This is a genomic window from Trabulsiella odontotermitis, assembly GCF_001297775.1.
GTDB lineage: Bacteria > Pseudomonadota > Gammaproteobacteria > Enterobacterales > Enterobacteriaceae > Trabulsiella > Trabulsiella odontotermitis.
In genome coordinates this window covers 55,912-73,583 of record NZ_LIFX01000016.1, presented here as the reverse complement: position 1 = coordinate 73,583, position 17,672 = coordinate 55,912, and the positions used below count along the sequence as shown (strand labels likewise).

General features: G+C 54.9%; 17 protein-coding genes. 3 read left to right on the top strand and 14 right to left on the bottom strand.

The features are described 5' to 3' along the window. Positions 1-12 precede the first annotated feature (12 nt). The 8 genes from tatC to udp all read right to left on the bottom strand — a co-directional run bounded on the left by tatC (position 13) and on the right by udp (position 7,156). The gene (tatC, locus tag AOY23_RS20075; RefSeq protein ID WP_054181027.1) at positions 13-786 is read right to left on the bottom strand and encodes a Sec-independent protein translocase subunit TatC; all 774 of its coding nucleotides are present in this window, start codon (positions 784-786) and stop codon (positions 13-15) included. Between the two features lie 3 nt (positions 787-789). Next, a complete protein-coding gene (gene tatB / locus AOY23_RS20070; protein ID WP_054181026.1) occupies positions 790-1,338 on the bottom strand; it encodes a Sec-independent protein translocase protein TatB in 549 nt (182 codons plus the stop codon). A gap of 3 nt (positions 1,339-1,341) precedes the next feature. Beyond that, complete coding sequence (tatA, locus tag AOY23_RS20065; protein ID WP_054181025.1) at positions 1,342-1,599, bottom strand: Sec-independent protein translocase subunit TatA; 258 nt, start codon at positions 1,597-1,599, stop codon at positions 1,342-1,344. Between the two features lie 131 nt (positions 1,600-1,730). After that, entirely contained in the window at positions 1,731-3,371 is a 1,641-nt protein-coding gene (gene ubiB, locus AOY23_RS20060; RefSeq protein WP_054181024.1) for a ubiquinone biosynthesis regulatory protein kinase UbiB, read from the bottom strand. Continuing rightward, positions 3,368-3,973, bottom strand: coding sequence for a ubiquinone biosynthesis protein UbiJ (gene ubiJ, locus AOY23_RS20055; RefSeq protein ID WP_054181023.1), 606 nt, complete (start codon positions 3,971-3,973; stop codon positions 3,368-3,370). The genes ubiB and ubiJ overlap by 4 nt, the downstream gene beginning before the upstream one ends. Positions 3,974-3,986: 13 nt before the next feature. Then, the gene (ubiE, locus tag AOY23_RS20050) at positions 3,987-4,742 is read right to left on the bottom strand and encodes a bifunctional demethylmenaquinone methyltransferase/2-methoxy-6-polyprenyl-1,4-benzoquinol methylase UbiE (RefSeq protein WP_054181022.1); all 756 of its coding nucleotides are present in this window, start codon (positions 4,740-4,742) and stop codon (positions 3,987-3,989) included. A 65-nt stretch (positions 4,743-4,807) separates the two neighbouring features. Continuing rightward, entirely contained in the window at positions 4,808-6,256 is a 1,449-nt protein-coding gene (gene rmuC, locus AOY23_RS20045; protein WP_054181021.1) for a DNA recombination protein RmuC, read from the bottom strand. 138 nt (positions 6,257-6,394) lie between these two features. After that, entirely contained in the window at positions 6,395-7,156 is a 762-nt protein-coding gene (gene udp, locus AOY23_RS20040; RefSeq protein WP_054181020.1) for a uridine phosphorylase, read from the bottom strand. 259 nt (positions 7,157-7,415) lie between these two features. Between udp and AOY23_RS20035 the strand changes: the two genes are divergently transcribed. After that, positions 7,416-8,225, top strand: coding sequence for a dienelactone hydrolase family protein (locus AOY23_RS20035; RefSeq protein WP_054181019.1), 810 nt, complete (start codon positions 7,416-7,418; stop codon positions 8,223-8,225). Positions 8,226-8,270: 45 nt separating this feature from the next. On the opposite strand, the gene metE is transcribed toward AOY23_RS20035, so the two are convergent. Beyond that, entirely contained in the window at positions 8,271-10,532 is a 2,262-nt protein-coding gene (gene metE, locus AOY23_RS20030; protein WP_054181018.1) for a 5-methyltetrahydropteroyltriglutamate--homocysteine S-methyltransferase, read from the bottom strand. A gap of 118 nt (positions 10,533-10,650) precedes the next feature. On the opposite strand from metE, the gene metR reads away from it, so the two are divergent. Then, positions 10,651-11,604: an HTH-type transcriptional regulator MetR gene (gene metR / locus AOY23_RS20025; RefSeq protein WP_054181017.1), complete on the top strand. Its 954-nt coding sequence runs from the start codon at positions 10,651-10,653 to the stop codon at positions 11,602-11,604. Here metR and AOY23_RS20020 read toward each other — a convergent pair. The 3 genes from AOY23_RS20020 to pldB form a co-directional block, all read right to left on the bottom strand. After that, positions 11,492-12,391 (bottom strand): carboxylate/amino acid/amine transporter, encoded by a 900-nt coding sequence (locus AOY23_RS20020; protein ID WP_054181016.1) that lies wholly within the window; start codon positions 12,389-12,391, stop codon positions 11,492-11,494. The genes metR and AOY23_RS20020 overlap by 113 nt on opposite strands. An 87-nt stretch (positions 12,392-12,478) precedes the next feature. Then, entirely contained in the window at positions 12,479-13,279 is an 801-nt protein-coding gene (gene yigL / locus AOY23_RS20015) for a sugar/pyridoxal phosphate phosphatase YigL (protein WP_054181015.1), read from the bottom strand. 41 nt (positions 13,280-13,320) lie between these two features. Beyond that, positions 13,321-14,313 (bottom strand): lysophospholipase L2, encoded by a 993-nt coding sequence (gene pldB, locus AOY23_RS20010; protein WP_054181014.1) that lies wholly within the window; start codon positions 14,311-14,313, stop codon positions 13,321-13,323. A gap of 110 nt (positions 14,314-14,423) precedes the next feature. On the opposite strand from pldB, the gene rhtB reads away from it, so the two are divergent. Then, entirely contained in the window at positions 14,424-15,044 is a 621-nt protein-coding gene (rhtB, locus tag AOY23_RS20005; protein ID WP_054181013.1) for a homoserine/homoserine lactone efflux protein, read from the top strand. Between the two features lie 48 nt (positions 15,045-15,092). On the opposite strand, the gene rhtC is transcribed toward rhtB, so the two are convergent. Together rhtC and recQ are read right to left on the bottom strand one after the other, a co-directional pair. Continuing rightward, entirely contained in the window at positions 15,093-15,713 is a 621-nt protein-coding gene (gene rhtC / locus AOY23_RS20000; protein ID WP_054181012.1) for a threonine export protein RhtC, read from the bottom strand. Between the two features lie 65 nt (positions 15,714-15,778). Beyond that, complete coding sequence (recQ, locus tag AOY23_RS19995) at positions 15,779-17,608, bottom strand: ATP-dependent DNA helicase RecQ (RefSeq protein WP_152958648.1); 1,830 nt, start codon at positions 17,606-17,608, stop codon at positions 15,779-15,781. Positions 17,609-17,672: the final 64 nt, after the last annotated feature.

Here is a 17,672-nt window from a genome sequence, read left to right as displayed (position 1 = left end):
ACGGGCGGCTGTTTATTCTTCATTCTGTTCGGCATTTTCTGCGGCGGCATCTTCGTCGCGAGTTTGTCGTTTCCCGGTATAGAAGCGCGAGAAAAATATCCCGACTTCAAACAGGCAATACATCGGGATCGCCAGCAGCGTCTGTGAGAAGACATCTGGCGGCGTCAGCAGCATACCAACGACAAACGCGCCGACCAGCACATAAGGACGCTTGCGGCGTAAATCCTCTGGCGTGGTGATACCTACCCAGCACAGCAGCACGATAGCCACCGGCACCTCGAACGACACGCCAAACGCCATAAACAACGCCATGACAAAGTCGAGGTAGCTTTTGATATCCGTCGATACCTGAACGCCCTGCGGCGCCGTATGCGTCAGGAAGCCAAACGCCAGCGGGAATACCACGAAATAGGCGAAAGCCATACCGATGTAAAACAACAGCGTACTGGAGACCAGCAACGGCACAACCAGTCGGCGCTCGTGTTTATACAATGCTGGCGCGATGAATGCCCACACCTGATACAAAATCACTGGCGCGGACAAAATCACCGACACCATGAAGGTCAGTTTGATCGGGGTGAAAAACGGTGACGCGACGTCTGTCGCAATCATCGTTGCGCCCTGCGGCATATGGCTAATCAACGGCGCAGAGACCAGTTGATAGATATCGTTGGCGAAATAGACTAACGCCAGAAAAATCAAAAAGACCGCGATGATGCAGTTGAGCAGACGCTTACGCAGCTCAATCAGATGCGAGATCAGCGGTTGAGTATCTTCTACGCCCATGTTTTACGCTTTATCACTTGATACGGGAGAGGATGCCGGAGCTGGCGCGACCGTCACTTTCACCTCTTCCGACGCTTCAGTCGGTTGGGTTTCCGTCGTTTTCACTACCGCTTCTGCTTCAGCTTGCGGCGCAGTTTCTTCAGCGCTCGCCTGATGCTCAGCCGTTGACGGGGTAACGCCTTCACGCTGTTCGGCGGACCCTTTTACGACCGGATTATGGATAGTGTTAGCGTTGTCGCTCGCCTTTTCGGGATCGTTACTACTGTATGTGCGCTTCATGGATTCAGCCGCTTCGCGCAGCTCATCCATTGACGCTTTCAGTTCGGGCGTCAGGTTTTCGAGGCTGGCTTTCTCAACCTTCTTCAGGCTGTCCTGAAATTCCTGAAGCTTAAGTTCCTGAGTAAGCTCATTTTGCACAGTCGCCGCCAGCGAACGCAGCGCGCGAACCCAGCCAGCCACCGTTTTGACCGCTACAGGCAACCGTTTTGGCCCCAGAACGATGAGGCCAATCACGAATATCAGTAGTAGCTCACTAAAACCAATATCGAACACGAATTATACCTGCTCTTTATCGTGATTTTTCGCTTCGTCTTTCTTAGCACTTTCCTGCTTGTCCGCAATGGATTTTGCAGTGAAATCTGCATCCTGCGCGGTCTTATCCTTTTTTTCCTCTTCGTCATCATTCATGGCTTTTTTGAAGCCCTTGATGGAGGAACCCAGGTCAGACCCCAGAGAGCTCAGCTTTTTCGTTCCGAAAAGCAGCACCACGATCACGACGATAATCAATAACTGCCAAATGCTAATACCACCCATACTTATTCCCCAGTAATACACTTCATCCTTCAGGCGGCCTCAATGCAGCTTGAGTGATCTTGTGTACATTGATGATGAATTAATCAATCTACATTATACGTAGGCACATTGCTGTTAGCGATGCCAAAAAATCAGCGTGTTTTACGCCAGCCAATCAACCAGACGACCAGCCCACCCGCCATAATCCAGGCGGGCATCACGCCCCAGTCCGGGCGATTTATTAACAACAGCGTACCGCTCAAAAGTAAAACCGCACCTATACCAAACAGATAACGTGATTGTCCCTGCCGGATACGGTTCGATGATAAGTCGTGCGCTATTTTATCAATACTGTGCTGAAGTTGTTTGCTCTGACGCAGACTGTCGTAAACAAGTTCCGGGATTTCAGGCATTTTCTCGATCCAGAACGGCGCTTTTTCTTTCAGCGTGCGAACCAGAGCAGGAAGGCCGACCTGATCCTTAAGCCAGGATTCCAGGAACGGTTTTGCTGTTTTCCACAAATCTAACTGCGGATAAAGCTGACGACCGACGCCTTCAACATACAGAAGCGTTTTTTGCAGCAACACCAGTTGCGGCTGCACTTCCATGTTGAAACGTCGCGCAGTGTTAAACAGGTTCAGCAGCACATGTCCGAACGAGATTTCCGCCAGCGGCTTCTCGAAAATAGGCTCACAAACGGTACGAATCGCAAACTCAAACTCTTCAACGTTGGTGTCCGGCGGTACCCAGCCGGAATCGACATGCAGCTCCGCCACCTTGCGGTAATCGCGATTGAAAAAGGCGATAAAATTTTCCGCCAGATAGCGCTTATCTTCTTTGTTGAGTGAACCGACAATACCGCAGTCGATCCCGATGTATTGCGGATCTTCCGGGTGATCGTAGCTGACGAAAATATTGCCGGGGTGCATGTCGGCGTGGAAAAAGCTGTCGCGGAAGACCTGGGTGAAGAACACCTGAACGCCGCGTTCAGCGAGCAGTTTCATGTTCGTGCCCTGCTTCTCCAGCGTCTCGACATCAGAGACAGGAATGCCGTAAATTCGCTCCATCACCAGCATGTTCTGGCTGCAATAGTCCGAATACACTTCCGGCACGTACAGCATCGAGCTGTTTTCAAAGTTGCGCCGAAGCTGGATGGCGTTTGCTGCTTCACGCAGCAAATTCAGTTCATCGATAATCGTTTTTTCATATTCGCGCACCACTTCCAGCGGGCGCAGACGGCGTCCGTCCGGCAACAGGCGAGGAACCCAGCGTGCCAGGCGATAGATGAGTTTCATGTCCGCTTTGATGACCGGCAGAATGTCCGGGCGGATCACTTTAATGACGATCTCTTTGCCGTTCTCTTTCAGACGCGCCGTATGCACCTGCGCAATCGAGGCTGACGCCAGCGGCGTAATGTCAAAATCATCAAACCAGCTTTCGACAGGGATATCGCCCATCGCATGCTCAATCTGTTTTTTCGCCAGTTGCCCGTCGAACGGCGCGACGCGATCCTGCAACAGTGCCAGTTGATCGGCAATCTGTGGCGGAAAAAGGTCGCGGCGGGTGGAAAGCATCTGACCGAATTTGATCCAGACCGGGCCAAGCTCCTGCAGGGCCAGGCGAAGACGTTCGCCCAGCGGCAGCGTTTTATGGCGGTTCGGCATCCAGAACAGCATTCGCCGCCAGAGACGCAGCGGCAGCGTGATACGCATTTTAGGAATGAGTTCATCCAGCCCGTAACTTAAAAAGGTTTGGATGATAAAATACAGGCGCCGAATTTCCCCTGGCGTCATTTGTCCTCCAGTTTATCCAGCCGTTTCGCTAATGCTTCAACAGCGCGTTCAACGGCCGCGGTTTCTTCAGCGAACCACGCCACCTCCAGCGGACCCGGCGCCAGCTTCCACTCTTCCGTTAACGCTTCTGCTGCGTAACGTTGCTGACGCTGAAACCCCTGGCGAAAGAAAGATGTGCCCGCACGTAGCGCTTTGCTGACGCCTTCTGCAGCGATGTCGCCGGTGTAGGGGGCAAGCAGTTCCGCAGGATCAAACTCAGCGAGATCGGCCAGTGCGACAAAATTTTGCACAACCTGAATGTCGCCCTGCACTTCCAGATCACCGCTGCGAATCAACGCGGTCAGTTGCTGGCGATTGCGCAATTGCGGCAGAACGCCAAGGCGTGTGGTGACGGTACAGTCGGCGTCGCCTTCCCATGCTCCCAGTACATCGATCTGCTGTTCGCTGAACGCCAGTACGACGGGAGAGGAAAACTCTTTTAGCTCCACACGTAACACTCTGTTCAGTAATCTCTGGCGAGCGGGTTTTAACGCACGTTCGCGCCAGAGAAACGCATTCAGCGCAGTTTCAATGCCAGCGTTGACTAAGGGTTTGAAAGGCATAGCGTCCCTCCTGTCAGAATTTATAGCCGCGATGCAACGCCACGATCCCTGCTGTCAGGTTGTAGTAATCGACATTTTCGAAGCCGGCATCCTGCATCATGCCTTTCAGGGTGTCCTGATCGGGATGCATGCGAATAGATTCGGCCAGATAACGATAGCTTTCCGCATCGTTTGCCACTACTTCACCAATGCGCGGCAAAATATGGAATGAGTAGGCGTCGTACGCTTTGCTCAGCGGATCGAGAATCGGTTTAGAAAATTCAAGCACCAGCAGACGGCCGCCCGGTTTAAGAACGCGGTACATTGAGCGCAACGCTTTCTCTTTATCCGTCACGTTACGCAAGCCAAATGAAATGGTAATGCAATCGAATGTGTTATCGGGGAACGGTAACGCTTCGGCGTTGGCCTGGACATATTCCACATTGCCAATCACGCCAATATTACGCAGCTTTTCCCGCCCCATTTTGAGCATGGAATCGTTGATGTCTGCCAGAACGACACGTCCGGTTTCGCCGACCAGTCGCGAAAATTTCGCCGTGAGATCGCCCGTACCGCCCGCCAGATCCAGCACGGTCTGCCCGCGTCGAACGCCACTGCAATCAATAGTAAAGCGCTTCCACAAACGATGAATGCCAAACGACATCAGGTCGTTCATCACATCATATTTTGCAGCCACGGAATGGAATACGTGTGCAACCATGTCAGCTTTCTGCGCTTTGGCGACAGTCTGAAAGCCAAAGTGCGTCGTTTCTTGTGTATTCTCAGCCATCTTTACGCCTGCTTATCAAAAAAAGTCCTGGAAGTGTAACAGATTGGGCGCTTTTCCCCTACGAATCAACCTTCACTTGAGTAGCGCTTATCTTCTGATTCGTCGCTCTCTACCGAAAGGGTTCCGTGCGTCTCGCCGGGCGCCTGCCCGTCAGGCAGACGATAGTCATCATCCTGCGCCATCGCCTGATCGGTTAAATCCGGATTAATCTCGCGTTTCACTTCTACACCCAGGCTGCGGAACGCTTCTGCCTGCGCCAGCATATTGCCGCGGCCGGATGAGAGTTTTTTCATTGCCTGACGATAGTTGTCCTGCGCCCGGTCCAGACTTTGCCCTACCGAGGTCATGTCATCGACAAACAGGCGCATTTTGTCGTACAGCCGACCAGCGCGCTCCGCGATCTGCTGTGCGTTGCGGCTCTGATGTTCGTATCGCCAGAGATTGGCGATGGTTCGTAGCGCCACCAGCAAGGTCGTCGGGCTGACCAGCATGATGTTATTTTTCAGTGCTTCGGTGATGAGTTCGGGCTGGCGGTCAATCGCTAACAAAAACGCGGGCTCGACAGGGATAAACATCAGCACATAATCGAGCGAACGCAATCCGGGGAGTTGCTGGTAGTCTTTGCGGCTCAGCAGGCGGATATGGTTACGCACAGAGGCAATATGCTCCTGCATTGCCGCCTCGCGGATGGCGTCGTCCTCCGCATTGAAGTAGCGCTCGTAAGCAACCAGCGTCATTTTGGCGTCAATCACCACATCTTTCCCTTGCGGTAACCGCACGATAACGTCGGGTTGCATACGGGCGCGGGCATCGGTTTCGATACTGACCTGCGTCTGGTACTCATGCCCTTCGCGCAGGCCAGATGCCTCCAGTACCCGGGTCAGCACCACTTCGCCCCAGTTGCCCTGAGTTTTGTTATCGCCTTTCAGCGCGCGCGTCAGGTTCACCGCTTCTTGTGTCATTTGTGCATTCAGTTGTTGCAGGTTACGGATCTCATGGGCAAGGGTATGCCGCTCGCGCGCTTCCTGGCCGAAGCTGTCCTGCACCTGGCGGCGGAAGCCATCAAGCTGTTCACGAAGCGGGGTCAGCAGACTGTTCAGGCTCTGGCGATTTTGTTCATCAACGCGTCGGTTGCTGTGTTCGAAAATACGGTTCGCCAGGTTTTCGAACTGTTCACTCAGGCGCTGCTCGCTGTTGACCATCTGGCGGAGTTTATCTTCGGCATGGATTTGCGTGGATTCGAGACGGGTCGTGACTTCGCGGAGATCGGCTTCCAGCGAGGCATTAATTTCGCGCAGGTTACGCAGCTCATTATTCAGCAGTTCACATTCATCACGCCAGTGATCACTGTGCGCCAGCTGTTGCCGGGCGGCGCTGAGTTCACCGAAGAGATCGCGCTGCTCTGCCAGCATATCTGCCTGTCGCTGTGCCGAGCGGGAGCGCTCAATCAGCCAGCCCACGAGAATGCCTGCCATCAGCGCCACGACCGCGCTCAGAATGATTGTAATATCCACCGTTCCCCCTGCTTAAACTGCTTACCGGCACAAAATAGAATTGTGCTGTATAAACGTCCAGTTTAAAAGGTATTTCCTGCGAGGCGCTACGCAAAAAAGAAAGGCCGAACGAATCGGCCTTCGGGAAGAGAAGAGAAATTACAGCAGACGGCGTGCGGCTTCGACCACAATTTGCACCGCATGACTTTCGGTCTGCTTCATGGTTTCCACATTCGGAATTTCCTGTTGGGTGCGGTTGACGATAACGCCTGCCACCATACCCGCACGCAGGCCCTGGCTGGAGCACATGGTCAGCAGCGTGGCGGATTCCATTTCATAGTTCATCACGCCCATGGACTGCCACTCTTCCATTGAGCCTTTGAAACGGCTCACCACGCGACCAGAGAATGTGTCGTAACGTTCCTGACCCGGATAGAAGGTGTCAGAAGAGGCCGTTACGCCGATATGCGTGGTGGCGCCAACGGCTTTCGCCGCTTCTACCAGCGCAGTGGTGCAGGCAAAATCAGCCACGGCCGGGTATTCCATCGGCGCGAAGTGCAGGCTCGCACCATCAAGGCGTACGGAAGCGGTGGTAACCAGGACATCACCGACATTGATATTGGGCTGGATGGCACCGGTGGTACCCACGCGCAGGAAAGTGCGGATACCCAGTTGCGCCAGCTCTTCTACTGCAATCGAAGTGGATGGACCGCCGATACCCGTTGAGCACACGATGACCGCCTTGCCGCCGAGCTCCGCGCGCCAGGAGGTAAATTCACGATGCGATGCCAGCTTGACCGGCTTTTCCATCAGCGCGGCGATCTTTTCAACACGCTCAGGATCGCCCGGGACGATAGCCAGCGTAGCCCCTTGTAAATCATTTTTGGTGAGGCCTAAGTGAAAAACATCGGACTTGGACATATAAAACTCCTCTGTGGGTCAGATTATCAGCAGAAGTAAAAGGGTACTTTACCGAAGCGCCTGCGGCGTTTTCGTGATACTTATCACTCTGAATGAAAATGATTGCAGTTAATTCTCATTATTTAGTGATTTGCATCACATAACAAAATTCTGTTTCGCGGCTCTGCACAAAAGATAGCCTGTTTCAGGCACTGTGGATTATTAACGTGCAGTCTATAGTAAACCATGCGCTAACCATTCAAGGGTATGGAGAATAACCATGAAGACAGACAACCAACCTGGCTTTGCACCTGCAGCTTCACCACACGCATCCACCATTGTACGTACGCCGGAAGAGGCGATTACGGCGAGTGAAACGACGATCCCCACCCAGGGCGATAACATGCCCGCTTATTACGCGCGGCCCAAAGATGTCGACGGCTCGCTGCCGGTCGTGATTGTGGTTCAGGAAATTTTCGGTGTGCATGAGCACATCCGCGATTTGTGCCGCCGTCTGGCACTGGAAGGGTATCAGGCCGTGGCGCCAGAGCTCTATTTCCGCCAGGGCAACCCGAATGATTACGCTGATATCCCGACGCTATTCAGCAACCTGGTGTCAAAAGTGCCGGATGCGCAGGTGCTGGCGGATCTGGACCATGTTGCCAACTGGGCAGCCCGCAACGGCGGTGATCCTCATCGTCTGTTAATCACCGGTTTCTGCTGGGGTGGGCGCATCGCCTGGCTGTATGCCGCGCATAATCCGCAGCTCAAAGCAGCCGTGGCGTGGTACGGGAAACTGGCGGGCGATACCTCGCTGAATTCGCCAAAAAACCCGGTGGATGTGGCGACCGATCTCAACGCGCCGGTGCTGGGATTGTACGGCGGTCAGGATACCGGGATTTCGCTTGAGAGCGTGGAAACCATGCGGCAGGCGTTACGCGCCGCGAACGCGAAAGCGGAGATTGTGGTTTACCCTGAGGCCGGGCATGCGTTTAATGCCGATTACCGACCGAGCTATCACGCTGAATCCGCCAGAGATGGCTGGCAGCGGATGCTGGAGTGGTTTGCGCGCTATGGCGTGAAGAAATAAAAACAAGCCGGGTGCGCGTTTGCGTCGCCCGGCTTCGATCATCAGTTATGCCTGACGCAGATTCTGCGCGGCTTTAACCATGTTCGCCAGCGCGGCACGGGTTTCCGGCCAGCCGCGGGTTTTCAGGCCGCAGTCCGGGTTCACCCACAGACGTTCCGCCGGAATGCGCTGTGCGGCTTTCGCCAGTAATGCCTCAATCCACTCTACGTCTGGCACATTCGGCGAGTGAATGTCATACACGCCCGGCCCGATTTCGTTTGGATATTCGAACGCTTCAAACGCTTCCAGCAGTTCCATGTCAGAACGCGAGGTTTCGATGGTGATGACGTCTGCATCCAGTGCGGCGATGGAGTCCATGATGTCGTTGAACTCGCAGTAACACATATGGGTGTGGATCTGCGTGTCATTCTTCGCCACGGCCGCGTTAATACGAAACGCCTCTACGCCCCACTGCAGATACGCATCCCAGTCGCTACGACGCAGCGGCAGACCTTCGCGCAGTGCCGGTTCGTCGATCTGAATGATGCCGATGCCTGCGGCTTCGAGATCCGCCACTTCATCACGCAAGGCCAGCGCAATCTGTTTGGCGATGGTTTCACGGCTGACGTCTTCACGCGGGAAAGACCAGCAGAGAATAGTGACCGGGCCCGTCAGCATGCCTTTGACCGGTTTATCGGTCAGCGACTGCGCATATTTGGCCCATTCCACGGTGATCGGTTCCGGGCGGCTGATATCACCGATGACTACCGGCGGCTTAACGCAACGGGAGCCATAGCTCTGCACCCAACCGTTCTGGGTAAAGATGAAGCCGTCCAGGTGCTCACCGAAGTATTCCACCATGTCATTACGTTCCGCTTCACCGTGCACCAGCACATCCAGCCCCAGTTGCTCCTGCTCGATAATCGCCTGTTTGATATGCCCGGCGATACCAGTACGGTAATGACTGGCGTCGAGGTTGCCCTTTTTGAAATCCAGACGCAGGCTGCGGATTTCCGTGGTTTGCGGGAATGAACCGATGGTAGTGGTCGGCCATGCCGGCAAATTGAAGCGTGCGCGCTGCGCTTCAGCACGCACCGGGTACGCATTTGCACGCTGGCTGTCCTTCGCGGTGATTGCCGCAAGACGTTTTTCCACGGCAGCGTTGTGGACGCGGGTGGAGTGGCGACGAGCCTGAATTGGCGCGCTCCATTCGGTAATTTTCGCCGTATCGCCACTGTTCAGCGCATCGCGCAGCAACGCCAGCTCTTCGCATTTTTGCAGCGCAAAGGCGAACCAGCTCTTCACTTCCGCATCAAGCCGCGTTTCCACGCTCAAGTCGATCGGGCTGTGTAACAGAGAACAGGAAGAGGCGACCCACAGATCACGTTTGCCGATGATATCGCGAATTTGCGCGTATTTTTCTGTCAGATCGGCGCGCCAGACGTTACGGCCATTCACCAGACCGGCAGACAGCAGCCAGTCAGCAGGCAGACGTTTATGCAGTTCGGCAACGCTGTCCTTACCGTGTACCAGATCCACATGCAGCCCCTGTACCGGCAACGAAGTGATGGTGTCCAGATTCGGCGTGACGCCTTCAAAATAGGTGGTGAGCAGCAGCTTCACCGCCCCTTGCAACGCGTCGTACGCAGGTTTGAATGCTTCCAGCCATGCCTGCGGCAGTTCAAGCACCAGCGCGGGCTCGTCAATCTGCACCCACTCGATGCCACGTTTTGCCAGCGCTGCCAGCACCTGTTTGTAGACCGGCAGAATGTCATTCAGCAGGCTGAGGCGATCGAATGATTCGCCCTTCACTTTGCCCAGCCACAGATAAGTGACCGGCCCCAGCAGTACCGGTTTCACCCTATGGCCCAGTGCCAGCGCTTCGTCGACTTCTTCCAGCAATTGCGTCCAGGTCAATTTGAACTGCTGGCCTTTGGTGAACTCAGGCACCATGTAGTGATAGTTGGTGTTAAACCACTTGGTCATTTCCGCGGCCGCCGCCGGTTCGCCGGTCGGTGCGCGACCACGCCCGATGCGGAACAGGGTGTCGATATCCACGGAACCGTCTTTATTCTGATGACGAGCCGGTACGTTACCCAGCAACAGGCTGGTCGTCAGAACATGGTCGTACCAGGCGAAGTCCCCCACCGGCAGCAGATCAATACCGGCCTGTTTTTGCTGTTCCCAGTGACGAGCGCGCAGTTCGCGACCGGTTTCCAGCAACGCTTCGCGAGAAGCATTCCCCGCCCAATAACTTTCTTGCGCTTTTTTCAGCTCGCGGTGCAGGCCAACGCGAGGAAAACCGAGGGTGTGGTTAATAATTGTCATACTGTTGCCCCTTGTGAATTTTTCAGGATTTAGCCATCCAGATGTTTACACATCTATAATTCGCAAGTACTGTATATTCCTCAAGCGCAATTTGTTCATGCCGAAGTGAAGGACTTTCATGATCGAGATAAAACATCTGAAAACGCTACAGGCGTTACGGAACAGCGGCTCGCTCGCCGCAGCGGCAGCGACGCTGCATCAGACCCAGTCCGCCCTTTCCCATCAGTTCAGCGATCTGGAACAGCGCCTCGGCTTTCGTCTTTTTGTGCGTAAAAGTCAGCCGCTGCGCTTCACGCCACAGGGGGAAATTCTGCTTCAACTGGCGAACCAGGTGCTGCCGCAAATCAGTCGCGCGCTACAGGCCTGCAATGAGCCACAGCAAACGACGCTGCGTATTGCGATCGAATGCCACAGCTGTATTCAGTGGCTGACCCCGGCACTACAAAACTTTCGCGCGCAATGGCCGCAGGTTGAGGTGGATTTCAAATCGGGCGTGACGTTTGATCCGCAACCCGCATTGCAGCAAGGCGAGCTGGATATCGTCCTCACCTCCGATATTCTGCCGCGCAGCGGTCTGCACTATTCACCGATGTTTGATTATGAAGTGCGCCTGATTCTGGCGCCGGAGCATCCGCTGGCAGCAAAAGCGCGTATCACGCCGGAAGATTTAGCCAGCGAGACGTTGCTTATCTACCCGGTGCAGCGCGGTCGTCTGGATATCTGGCGCCATTTCCTGCAACCCGCGGGCGTCAGTCCTTCGCTGAAAAGCGTGGATAATACGCTGCTGCTGATCCAGATGGTGGCGGCGCAGATGGGGATCGCGGCGCTACCGCATTGGGTGGTGGAGAGCTTTGAACGTCAGGGTCTGGTGACCACCAAAACCCTGGGAGAAGGACTGTGGAGCCGACTGTACGCCGCCGTGCGAGATGGCGAGCAGCGTCAGCCGGTGACGGAAGCGTTTATTCGTTCAACGCGGAATCACGCCTGCGATCATCTTCCTTTTGTGCGGAACGCGGAGCGACCCAATGGCGATGGACCCACAGTGAAGCCATTATCACCGTTCCCCCAATGATGAAACTCGGCCAGTGCGGCTGCTCCTGCCAGATGGCCAGATTCACCAGCAACCCTGCGGGAACATGGACGTTATTCATGATGCCGAGCGTTCCGGCATCCACCTGCGTCGCGCCATAGTTCCACATGAAATACCCCAGCCCCGAGGCCACAACGCCCAGCCATACCAGAATGCCCCATTGCAGCGTGGTGGTCGGCAGTTTTTGCGGATCCCCGAGCGTAAACCACGCCGCGACCGCCACCAGAAACGCGCCCATGTAGAACCACGCGAAAGCGTTATGCTGCGGCATCGGGTGAATTTCCATCAGCCGTTTGTACCCCACCATGCCAATGGCAAAGCTGATGTTGGCCAGTTGTACCAGCAGCAGCCCCGTCCAGAAATGGTCACTGACTTTGTCATAGCGAATAATGGCCGCGCCGATCACTGCCAGCATGGCACTCAGGAGATACCCCCAACGCAGACGGCGCTTACTGAGCAGATCGTAAATCAGCGTGACATACAGCGGCGTTAACACCGTGAACAGCAGGAATTCCGATACCGTCAGGTAGAGATAAGCGCGGAAACTGAACAGATACATCACACCCAGTTGCATAGCGCCAACCAGCATATACAGCGCGATGGTTTTCAGTGTTTGCCCGCGCAGGCGCAGAAACGGAATAAACACCAGTGCCGCCAGGCCAATGCGTATCAGCACAGAAAAATAGCTGTCGACATGCCCTGCGAGGTATTCGCCAATCAGGCTAAAGGAGAAGGCCCACAGGATGGTGGTGATAATGAGTAGCGCCACAATGACTCTCTTTCCGAAAAACAGAGGCCCATTGTAGCGGAGCTGAAGGTTGACGACTGATTAAAAAACAATCAGTCGTCAAGTTTGTCAATCCAAGTACAGCTTGCGCAGATAGTGAGCAACAGCATCGTCCGCGTTGCTGCCAATCACTTCCAGTTCAGGGTGCAGATCTTTCAGGCGCTGATGCGCGCCTGCCATGATGCAGCCTTTCCCTGCCATCGACAGCATTTCCGCGTCGTTCATACCGTCGCCAAAGGCGATACAGTCTTGCAGGTTGTAGCCCATTTCCTTCGCGACAGCTTCCAGCGCATGGCCTTTCGACACGCCGCCCGCCATCACTTCCAGGCAGGTCAGTGTGGAAAAACTGACGTTGACGCGGTCACCCCAGCGGGCATTGATAGCCTGCTCCAGCGGCAACAGGATCTCGTGATCGTGGCAGGTGAAAAACACTTTACTGACACCTTCCGGCTCCAGTAAACCGGGTTCGTAAAGCGAGTACTTAAATACCGCTTCCTTGAAGAAACGCATCTCTTCCGGACGATGACGGTTCATGAACCAGTCATCATCGCGATAAACGTTGGTCACAATATCGGGATTATTATTCACCACGCCAAACAGATCAGACGCGATATCGCTGTCAAGGTTATGCGCGAACACCAGGTTGCCGTCGGTGTCATGTACACGCGCGCCGTTGGAGGTGATCATCCAGGCTTTGATACCCAGATTGGCACGGATTTGCCCGACGTCAATGTAATGACGACCCGTCGCGAACATGAAATGAACGTCGCGGGCGGTCAGCAACTTCAGCGTTTCTTTGGTGTAGGGAGACAACATGTGGTCGGGGTTAAGCAATGTGCCATCTAAATCAGACGCAACAACCTGGTACATAAAAGAATTCAACCTCTAAGCAAAGCGGCGTTTTCGCCGGATTAATCATGTCGACAGAAAAAATCGACGATGGCATGAAGCGCGACCGAGCGCATAGCGTCCTTTTCGAAAAGGATCTCATGGTAAGCGCCTTCTATGACGAGCGGTTTACCCCCATCACAGGGATGACCCGCCGCAGCGCGTATTTCACAAAAACGATCATGCATGCGGTTATCCACCACACGTTCTTCTTCCGCCTGCAATAACAGAACAGGCGTGGCGTCGTCTGACGCGCCTGCGAGCACCTGTTCGCCCGCCAGCATGCCTTCCCGCACCCAGTGCCAGGTTGGGCCGCCGACCCGTAATTGCGGATTATCAGCATAAAAACGCTGGTTACGACGATAGCGTTCTTTGCTGTGCGTCAGCACGTTTATCCCGAACGGTAGCGCACGCCAACGGCCTGTACCGATGGCATATCCTTCCCGAATGCGCTGATGGCCCTCAGCCCAGTCGAGAATGTGGCGCACCATCCAGTCGGGAAGACGAATGATTATGCCAAACATTGCCGCACTCAGCGCGATGGCATCACATTGATGAGGAAAACGCTGCAAAAAGAGCGTCGCAATCGCGCCTCCCATCGAATGAGCCAGGATAAAACGCTTGCGCCAGTGACCCGGGGCGACCTCTTGCTGCCAGAACGCGGCAAGATCGTCGACGTAGTCACTAAAATTCACCACATGTCCGCGGTGCGTATCCGACAGCATTCGCCCGGAACGTCCCTGCCCGCGATGGTCAATAATCAGGACGTCAAAACCACTGTGAAAAAGATCCCAGGCCAGCTCAGCATACTTTACATAGCTCTCGATTCGCCCGGGGCAGATGACAATAACACGATCGTTTTTGGCATCACAGAAACGGACAAAACGTACCGGAACATTGTCCACACCCTTAAATTCAGCCTCTTCGCGCTGACGCCAGAATTCCGTCAACGGCCCCATGCTGAATGCAGCAAACGCATTTTCTCTCGTTTCCCAGTCATTTTGCTGCTGACACATCGGGTTTTTGCCCCTTCTCACTGCGTTACATCGTTTTTTTTTCGACCAATAACACAACGCCTTTACAATAGCGTATTGTGGCATAAATACGGACAATCAGGGAATTTCTCATGACTTTCGAGTGGTGGTTTGCCTATCTGCTAACAGCAATCATTCTGAGCCTTTCACCCGGTTCAGGCGCTATTAATACGATGACGACGGCCATCAACCACGGCTATCGCGGTGCGGCGGCATCTATCGCCGGGCTGCAAACCGGTCTGGGCATTCATATTGTGCTGGTTGGCATCGGTCTTGGGACGCTCTTTTCCCGTTCTGTGATTGCCTTTGAAGTGCTGAAATGGGCTGGCGCGGCCTATCTCATCTGGCTCGGGATCCAGCAGTGGCGCGCTGCTGGCGCAATTGATCTGAACGGCCTCGCAAACATGCAGTCACGGCGAAAACTCTACCGGCGCGCCGTGTTTGTGAATCTCACCAACCCGAAGAGCATTGTCTTTCTCGCCGCACTGTTTCCACAGTTTGTCATGCCGCAACAACCGCAGGTCATGCAATATGTCATCCTCGGCGTCACAACGATCGTGGTGGATATCATTGTGATGATTGGTTATGCCACGCTGGCAACACGTATTGCCACCTGGATCAAAGGCCCTCATCAAATGAAGGCCCTGAACAAGATTTTCGGTTCGCTGTTTATGCTGGTAGGGGCGCTACTGGCGTCAGCAAGACATGCCTGAGTTAGCCGATACAAGGCAGGCATTCACCTGCCCTATACGAAGAGGGAATTAGCGGGAAAGGATCAGATGCAACCCAAACGCGGCGAAGAGTGTTCCGGCGACGCCGTCGATCCATTTCGCCATGCGCTGATAGCCGCGGCGCATCGCCGGGAGCGCGAAAAGGCTGGCGACGAGGGTAAACCAGGCAAAGGTTTCGACAATGATCAGCAGGAAAATACCCCAGCGCGCGGCACCACTAATGTTGTCGCCAACGAACAGCGAGAACACCGAACCGAAATAGATAATCGCTTTGGGATTGGCGAGGTTCGTCAGCAACCCCTTCAGAAAACTGCGACCGCTGCGGGCTAATTCTACCTGCGGCGCAGGCGCGGAACTGACCTCTTTCTTCAGCGCGCCACGCAGCATCTGGTAGCCCATCCAGCAGAGATAAAGACCGCCGCCGACCATGATGATGTTATGCAGCCACGCCATTTTTTGCAGGATCAGGTGCAGACCCAGCAACGCAACGCCCGCCCAGACCATAACGCCTGCGGTGATCCCGAGTACGCCCATCATGGCTTCTTTGCGTGAACGACTGACTGCCGTTTGCGAGACGAAGAAAAAGTCCGGGCCTGGACTCATCAGCGCGATGATATGCACCAGCGCCACGGTGAGAAAGAGCATTAACATAGGCGATTACTCATGGAGGAAATAGTTCAGCGAGTAACCATACTGGCACTTTTTTCCCACCTTGACTACTCCTCGTCGTCACCATCGACGTGCGAGCGAATCAGCGTCATAAACGCTTTACCAAAACGCTCCAGCTTGCGCGTGCCCACGCCGTTAACGCTGAGCATTTCGCCCGGCGACAGCGGCATTTGTTCAGCCATTTCAATCAACGTCGCATCGTTAAAGACCACGTAAGGCGGGATGTTCTCTTCATCGGCGATGGCTTTACGCAGCTTACGCAGTTTAGCGAACAGTTTGCGGTCGTAATTACCTACCGCCGCTTTCTGCATCACACGCGGTTTCAGGGCGACGATACGCGGTACGGCGAGCTGCAACGGCGCTTCGCCACGCAGCAACGGGCGCGCGGCATCGGTCAATTGCAATGCGGAATGCTGAGCAATATTCTGTGTGATAAACCCTAAGTGGATCAGCTGACGGATCACGCTGACCCAGTGTTCGTGGCTCTTTTCCCGCCCCATGCCGTAAACCTTGAGCTTATCGTGCCCAAACTCGCGGATACGCTGATTATTGGCGCCGCGAATCACTTCAACGACATAGCCCATCCCAAAGCGCTGATTGACGCGGCCAATGGCGGAGAGCGCGATCTGCGCATCGCTCACGCCATCGTATTGCTTCGGCGGATCAAGGCAGATATCGCAGTTACCGCAGGGCTCCTGTCGACCTTCGCCGAAATAGTTGAGCAGCACCAGACGACGACAGGTTTGCGCTTCGGCAAAAGCACCCATGGCATTGAGCTTGTGACGTTCGATGTCCTGCAGTTGTCCGGCGGGTTTCTCTTCCAGGCAGCGGCGCAGCCACGCCATATCAGCCGGATCGTAAAACAGCATGGCTTCGGCAGGCAGACCGTCACGCCCGGCGCGGCCGGTTTCCTGATAGTAGGATTCGATATTGCGCGGGATGTCGAAATGCACCACAAAGCGCACGTTAGGCTTGTTGATACCCATGCCGAACGCCACCGTCGCCACCACGATTTGCAAATCATCGCGCTGGAATTTTTCCTGCACATCGGCACGGACGTCGTTTTCCAGCCCTGCGTGATATGCCCCGGCACTGATGCCGCGGCTTTGCAGACGCGCGGCGGTATCTTCCACTTTCGCCCGGCTGTTGCAGTAAATAATGCCGGATTTACCGCGCTGTTCCTGCACGTAACGCATCAGTTGATCGAGCGGTTTGAATTTTTCCATCAGCATGTAGCGGATGTTCGGGCGGTCAAAACTGCTGATCTGAATCAGCGGATCGTTCAGCCCCAGCAGACGCACGATATCGAGGCGGGTGGTGTCGTCAGCGGTCGCCGTCAGCGCCATAAACGGCACGGAGGGGAAACGCTGACGCAACTGCCCCAGCGCCGCATATTCCGGGCGGAAGTCATGGCCCCATTGCGAAATACAGTGCGCTTCGTCCACCGCCAGCATCACCGGATTCCAGTGGCTGAGGTTATCGAGGAAGTTGTCGAGCATCAGGCGTTCAGGCGCGATGTACAGCAGGCGAATTTTGCCGGTACGGCAGCCAGCCATCACTTCAAGCTGTTGTTCGCGGCTTTGCGTGGAGTTGAGACAGGCCGCCGCCACGCCGTTCGCCAGCAACTGGTCGACCTGATCTTTCATCAATGAAATCAGCGGCGATACGACAACCGTGAGCCCATCGAGCACCAGCGCCGGGATCTGATAACAGAGCGATTTTCCACCGCCTGTCGGCATCACCACCAGGCAGTCGCGCCCTTCCAGCGCCGTATTGATGATCGCTTCCTGGCCCGGGCGGAACTGCTGGTAGCCAAAGGTTTCCTGCAAAACCTGTTTCGCCAGTGATTCCTGATTGAGTACTTCCGCCTGTGCCACAGTGACCCCATTTCTCAGCATAAAAACAGGCGCTATTTTCAGCGCCTGTGAGCGAAACTGCAAT